This window comes from Sinomonas sp. (assembly GCF_036848755.1).
In the GTDB taxonomy this organism is placed as follows: Bacteria; Actinomycetota; Actinomycetes; order Actinomycetales; family Micrococcaceae; genus Sinomonas.
In genome coordinates this window covers 1-4,859 of record NZ_DAIUJO010000109.1, presented here as the reverse complement: position 1 = coordinate 4,859, position 4,859 = coordinate 1, and the positions used below count along the sequence as shown (strand labels likewise).

At 68.8% G+C, this 4,859-nt stretch carries 6 protein-coding genes; 3 read left to right on the top strand and 3 right to left on the bottom strand.

All coding sequences use genetic code 11. The annotated features are described in order from the left end of the window. Positions 1-25: 25 nt before the first annotated feature. Together V7053_RS15130 and V7053_RS15125 are read right to left on the bottom strand one after the other, a co-directional pair. Complete coding sequence (locus tag V7053_RS15130) at positions 26-154, bottom strand: hypothetical protein (protein ID WP_334173097.1); 129 nt, start codon at positions 152-154, stop codon at positions 26-28. A 140-nt stretch (positions 155-294) separates the two neighbouring features. Beyond that, complete coding sequence (locus tag V7053_RS15125; protein WP_334173096.1) at positions 295-477, bottom strand: CsbD family protein; 183 nt, start codon at positions 475-477, stop codon at positions 295-297. Positions 478-711: 234 nt separating this feature from the next. Between V7053_RS15125 and V7053_RS15120 the strand changes: the two genes are divergently transcribed. Both V7053_RS15120 and V7053_RS15115 read left to right on the top strand, forming a co-directional pair. Further along, positions 712-1,458, top strand: a complete 747-nt coding sequence (locus tag V7053_RS15120; protein WP_334173095.1) for a sigma-70 family RNA polymerase sigma factor — start codon at positions 712-714, stop codon at positions 1,456-1,458. 12 nt (positions 1,459-1,470) lie between these two features. After that, positions 1,471-2,193 (top strand): ANTAR domain-containing protein, encoded by a 723-nt coding sequence (locus V7053_RS15115; protein WP_334173094.1) that lies wholly within the window; start codon positions 1,471-1,473, stop codon positions 2,191-2,193. 73 nt (positions 2,194-2,266) lie between these two features. Here the strand turns inward: V7053_RS15115 and ald are convergent, their stop codons facing one another. Beyond that, positions 2,267-3,385: an alanine dehydrogenase gene (gene ald / locus V7053_RS15110; RefSeq protein ID WP_334173107.1), complete on the bottom strand. Its 1,119-nt coding sequence runs from the start codon at positions 3,383-3,385 to the stop codon at positions 2,267-2,269. A gap of 223 nt (positions 3,386-3,608) precedes the next feature. Here ald and V7053_RS15105 point away from each other — a divergent pair, with 223 nt between their 5' ends. Then, positions 3,609-4,805: a PucR family transcriptional regulator gene (locus V7053_RS15105; protein WP_334173093.1), complete on the top strand. Its 1,197-nt coding sequence runs from the start codon at positions 3,609-3,611 to the stop codon at positions 4,803-4,805. Positions 4,806-4,859 lie beyond the last annotated feature (54 nt).

Genomic DNA, 4,859 nt, shown 5'->3' with positions numbered 1-4,859 from the left:
GGGCCGGACTACTTGCTGGGCCGGACTACTCGTCGTCCGCGCCCTCTGCCGGGTCCTCCGAATGCGCGCGGATTTCCGTGGCGTCCAGTTCGTCGTCGCCCTCGGCCGGGGCCTCGGTGTGGACGCGGTCCTCGTCGCCTTCGATGCGTGACATGTCAGCGTCGCCTCGATTCTGTCTTGCGTCGTCGTCCCCCTCCTCCAGCGTAGGCGCGTGACCCGGCAGCAGAAACGGACGGCGCGAAAAAAACCGCCGCCGGCACCCAAGGTGCCGACGGCGGTCCGTGCTTCAGGGCCTCAGTAGTCCTTGCCCTTGAATGAATCCTTCACGTGCTCGCCAGCTTGCTTGAGGCCAGCCTTGGCCTGGTCGCCGTGGCCCTCCGCCTCGAGGCTGTCGTTGCCGGTCACCTTGCCGGTCGCTTCCTTGGCCTTGCCCTTGAGCTCTTCGGCCTTGTTCTCGATCTTGTCATCGGCACCCATTGTTGCTCCTTCCGTCGGGAGTTGTCGGTCTGACAGCTTCCGCCTTCGCGGATGTGCCTGTCTGTTCCCCACCCGGGATTGGCCCAAACATCGCGCGAGAGACGCGTCCCAGTTTGAACGGACAACTTTGGCCCGCCTACTCTGAGCAGAGTCGAGCAGCGGCACCCCTCCTTCCTACGGAGCAATGCCGCTATGCCCTCATCCCGAGCCGGGGACGGCCCGGGGCCCCACTGTGTGCCCGATCTGACGACCGATCTGACCGATGCCGACCGCGCCGAGCTCGTCCTCCGGCACCTCGGTCTTGCCGATTCCCTCGCCCGCCGCCATGCCGTGAGGGGCCATGACCTGGCCGACCTCGTCCAGGTCGCACGGCTCGGGCTCCTGAGCGCGGCCGCCCGGTATGACGCGGGGGAGGGGGAGTTCGTGAGCTTCGCGGTGCCGACAATTCTCGGCGAACTCCGGCATTACGTGCGGGACTATTCGTGGGTGGTCCGGCCGCCCCGCGGCATCCAGGAGCTCCGCCTGCGCGTCAATGCCGCGCGTCTGGACCTCGAGCAGTCGCTGGGCCGCGAGCCGAGCATGGCGGAGATCGCCGAGGAGCTCGGCGTCACCCTCGCGGAGGTCGCCGAGGGGCTTGTCGCCGACGCGGCCCTCATGCCCCATCCCCTCGCGGGCGGCGACGAGGACGACGACGGACCCGAGCTGGGCGTGCTCGACCCCGGCTTCCGCGAGGCGGAGCTTCGCGTCATGGTCGAGGGCATCCTGCGGGATCTCCCCGCCCCGGAGAAGCAGCTGCTTCACCTGCGGTTTGTGCGCGAGATGAGCCAGAAGGAGATCGCCGGGGAACTGGGCGTGAGCCAGATGCACGTCTCGCGTCAGCTCCGCAAGGTCCTGCAGCGACTCCGGGAGCGTCTCGACGAGGCGCCACGGCTTGACGACGGGTCGCGGGAAGTCCAGCCTGAGGAGCGGGATCGCTGCTGAGGAGGGTGCCAGATGACCGCGGAGGAGTCGCCGTCGAGCGGGCCGTTGGGAAACGAGCTCAAGAACGTCCTGGTCACGCATGACGATCTGCAGGAGGTCATGGACGAAGTCGCTGCCTCGACGGCCCGCTGGCTCTCGCGCCATGCTCCAGAGATCGAGTGCGGCATCGTCGTGGAACGACCGAAGCGCAAGACGGTCGTCTCGGGCAGCAGCCCGGAGACGGCCCGACTGCTGACGTATTGGGTCGAATCGCGCAACGAGGCGCTCTACAGGGCGCTCGAAGGCGGAGAGACGGTGATCGAGCGGGCCGAGCGAGGGCGGCTGCCCTGGCCGGGTTTCGTCCGCCCGTTGTCGCTCATCGTGATGAACGTCGACGCGGACCACGCCGGACGCGGTGCGATGGCCCTCATGGGACGCCTTCCGCGGGGGCCGAGCAGGCGACTCATCGGCCTCGCCGGGGGTGCCCGGAACCAGATCAACTGGTCGCTCCACCTCGCGGCGCGGTATCAGGAGCAGCGGGAGCTCGCAGAGAACCGGGCGAAGGCCATGGAGAACCGCACGGCAATCGACCTCGCGGTCGGGATCATCATGGGACAGAATCGCTGCAGCCCCGAGAAGGCGTTCGAGGTGCTGCGGCGAGCCTCGAACGCGAGGAACGAGAAGATCCAGGACATCGCACGCGAGCTCGCCCGCAAGGTCGGGGGCGGCGAGGTGACGACCGCGTTCGACGCCTAGCGCGGCGGGCCTGCGCGCTAGTGCGGTGGGCCCCGCAGTAGGGGCCCACCGCTAGTCGACCGGCCTGTGCAGGTCAGGCCGAGACGAGCCCGTGCCAGTCGCTGGCGAGGGGAAGGCCGTGGGCCTCCGCGACGGAGCGGTTGGTCACGCAGCCTCCCGCGACGTTGAGGCCAGCCGCGAGCGCGGCGTTCTTCTCGAACGCCTTCTCGACGCCGAGATCGGCGAGGAGGACCGCATAGCGCAGCGTGACGTTTGTCAGCGCGTAGGTCGAGGTGTTCGGAACCGCGCCTGGCATGTTCGCGACGCAGTAGAAGATCGAGTGGTGGACGGTGAACGTCGGGTCCTGGTGGGTCGTCGGGTGGGAGTCCTCGAAGCAGCCCCCTTGGTCGATCGCGATGTCGACGAGCACCGAACCGGGCTTCATCCGCGAGACGAGCTCGTTCGAGACGAGCTTCGGCGCCTTTGCCCCCGGGATGAGCACGGAGCCGATGACGAGGTCCGCCTCGACGAGCGACTTCTCGATCTCGTACTTGTTCGAGGCGACGGTCTTGATCCGGCCGGAGTAGAGCGCGTCGATTTCTTGGAGGCGGGCGATGTTGATGTCCAGGATCGTCACGTCCGCGCCCAGTCCCATCGCGACGACGGCCGCGTTCGTCCCGGCGACGCCCGCCCCGAGCACGACGACCCTCGCGGGCCGCACGCCGGGCACGCCACCCAGGAGGATGCCCTTGCCCCCGTTGGGCGCGAGCATCGACTGAGCCCCGACCTGGACGGAAAGACGGCCCGCGACCTCGGACATGGGCGCGAGCAGCGGCAGCGCCCGGCCCTCCTGCACGGTCTCGTAGGCGATGGCCGTGACGCCCGAGTCGATGAGCGCGCGGGTGAGTGCAGGCTCGGCCGCGAGGTGGAGGTAGGTGAAGAGGATGAGGCCCTGCCGGAAGAAGCGGTATTCGGAGGCGATCGGCTCCTTGACCTTCATGACCAGATTGGCGCGTCCCCAGACGTCGGCCGCGGCTGGGACGATCTCGGCCCCTGCCACGCGGTACTCGTCGTCGGCGATGCCCGAAGCAAGTCCCGCGCCCTCCTCGACGAGCACGGTGTGCCCGTGCGACACGAACTCGTGGACGCCGGCGGCGGTGATGGCCACCCGGAACTCGTTGTTCTTGATCTCCTTGGGGACTCCGATGATCACTTTCGTCTCCATAGTTAGGGGCCTTGCGAGGGCCGTGTGAGAGGTTCTTCCGCGGTGCTTCCAGCGTAGGCACCGTGTGAGCTGTGCAACACTGCGAGGCCGCTCGAGCCCGGGATGAGTTCCGCGGAATTCCGCCTCTCATGCAGTCTTTTGTCCGACATCTGTTCTACCTTGGGACGGCAATTGTCCCCGCGTGTGGGTTCTCCCCCGTATGCTGGGAAGCATGCGTGAAGGGGTCGAGGAACTCGTCGAAAAGGCAGCCCACAAGCTGGGGAGGGGGCTCTCGGTCGAGGACCTCGATGGGCTCCTCGTCGCCTACTCGTCGAACCAGGCGCACGCCGACCCCGTCCGCGTGAACTTCCTCCTCAGCAAGCGCGTCCCTGCGGACGTGAGCGCGTGGCAGCTCTCGCACGGGATCGCGACGGCAGTGCGTCCCGTCGCGGTACCTCCGAACGCGGGCCTCGGAATGTACGGGCGTGTGTGCGTCCCGCTCTTGGTCCGTGGCTTCCGGGTCGGCTATCTCTGGGTACAGCAGGAGCCTGAGGAGGAAAGCGCGACGGCGATCCTCGCCGCGCTGCCCAGCGTCCGGCTCGAGATCGAGCTCATCGCGGCGCTCTTGCTCGATTCGAACACGGCGGCGTCGGCGCACCGCCGCCAGCGCGAGTCGAGGTTCCTCGCCGCCGCATCGGGTGACAAGTCCGCGCAGGCGGAGATTGCGGGCTGGCGCGAGGTTCACGGGCACGCTCCGTGGCAGGTCGTGACCCTGCTCGACCCCGACGGCGTGGATCCCGAGGACCCCCAGGCCGCCGTCGTCGCAACGAGCACGGCCGCCATGCTCGCCACGGCGGGCATCGACCCGGCCCTCTTCACGGCTGGGACCGAGACGCACGCCGTCGTCCTCTTTGTGCACTCGACCGGGCGCGCGAACCATGCCGCCGTCCTGACGCACTACGAGCGCGAACTCGCCAAGCGCTCAGGGCGCCCCGCGGGCCGCGTTCTCGTGGGGATCAGCGAGCCGTTCACGAGCCTCCGGGCCCTTCCCGACGCCTACGCACAGGCGAAGGTGGCGGCGCAGGCAGCCGCCGTCGATCCCGCGCTCGGCGAACTCGTCGACGTCCGCTCGGTGGGCGTCTATCAGCTCATGGGGTCGGTGGCCACCGAGCCGTCGAGCGTGTTCGCCGACCTGCTCGCCGAGGAGGACCGGGATGGGGAACTGCTGCCGGTCCTCGAGCAGCTCTACGACAGCGACGGCGCCGTCCAGCTCGTTGCCGACAGGCTCCATTTGCACCGTTCGACCGTCTACCACCGCGTGGCGCGGGTCCGGAAGCTCCTCGGCGCCGACCCTCTCGGCGGGCGCGTCCGGCAGGAGCTGCACCTCGCCCTCAAGGCCCGGCGCTGGGCGGCCCGGCCGCGGATCTAGCGCCCTGCGCCGCGGGTTACCGGTCCGCTGGGCCCTTCTCCGCTGATCCCTTCT

What these genes read in the sequence shown, in the direction of transcription:
- V7053_RS15130 (WP_334173097.1), bottom strand. Translation starts at nt 154, where the DNA reads ATGTCACGCATCGAAGGCGACGAGGACCGCGTCCACACCGAGGCCCCG.
- V7053_RS15125 (WP_334173096.1), bottom strand. Translation starts at nt 477, where the DNA reads ATGGGTGCCGATGACAAGATCGAGAACAAGGCCGAAGAGCTCAAGGGC.
- V7053_RS15115 (WP_334173094.1), top strand. Translation starts at nt 1,471, where the DNA reads ATGACCGCGGAGGAGTCGCCGTCGAGCGGGCCGTTGGGAAACGAGCTC.
- V7053_RS15105 (WP_334173093.1), top strand. Translation starts at nt 3,609, where the DNA reads ATGCGTGAAGGGGTCGAGGAACTCGTCGAAAAGGCAGCCCACAAGCTG.